Source organism: Chryseobacterium sp. VD8, assembly GCF_037149975.1.
Classification (GTDB): Bacteria; Bacteroidota; Bacteroidia; order Flavobacteriales; family Weeksellaceae; genus Chryseobacterium; species Chryseobacterium indicum.
In genome coordinates this window covers 1-378 of the sequence record NZ_JBBCQL010000465.1, presented here as the reverse complement: position 1 = coordinate 378, position 378 = coordinate 1, and the positions used below count along the sequence as shown (strand labels likewise).

The window sequence follows — 378 nt, the reverse complement described above, 5'->3', positions numbered from 1 at the left end:
TGTTGACTGATGAAGAAGTTAGAATTAAAAATATTCCGGATATCCATGACGTTAATCGATTAATTGAGATTCTGGGTGATTTTGGAGTAAAGGTTACCAAAAACGGACACGGAGATTATACTTTTAAAGCAGACAAAGTAAATTTTGATTATATAAAATCCAACGAGTTCAAAAAAGACGGCGCAAAATTGAGAGGCTCGATCATGTTGATGGGTCCTATGTTAGCCAGATATGGTGAAGCGTACATGCCGACTCCGGGAGGCGATAAAATAGGAAGAAGAAGATTAGACACCCATTTTCAGGGGCTTGTAGAGCTTGGTGCTGAATTTCATTATGATGAGGAGGAATATTTTTACTCTTTAAAGGCAAAGGAACTGA

Annotated in this window: 1 pseudogene; it reads left to right on the top strand. The window is 37.8% G+C overall.

What is annotated here, in order from left to right:
* Positions 1–378: pseudogene (locus WFK35_RS23055) on the top strand (UDP-N-acetylglucosamine 1-carboxyvinyltransferase); the annotation flags it as partial.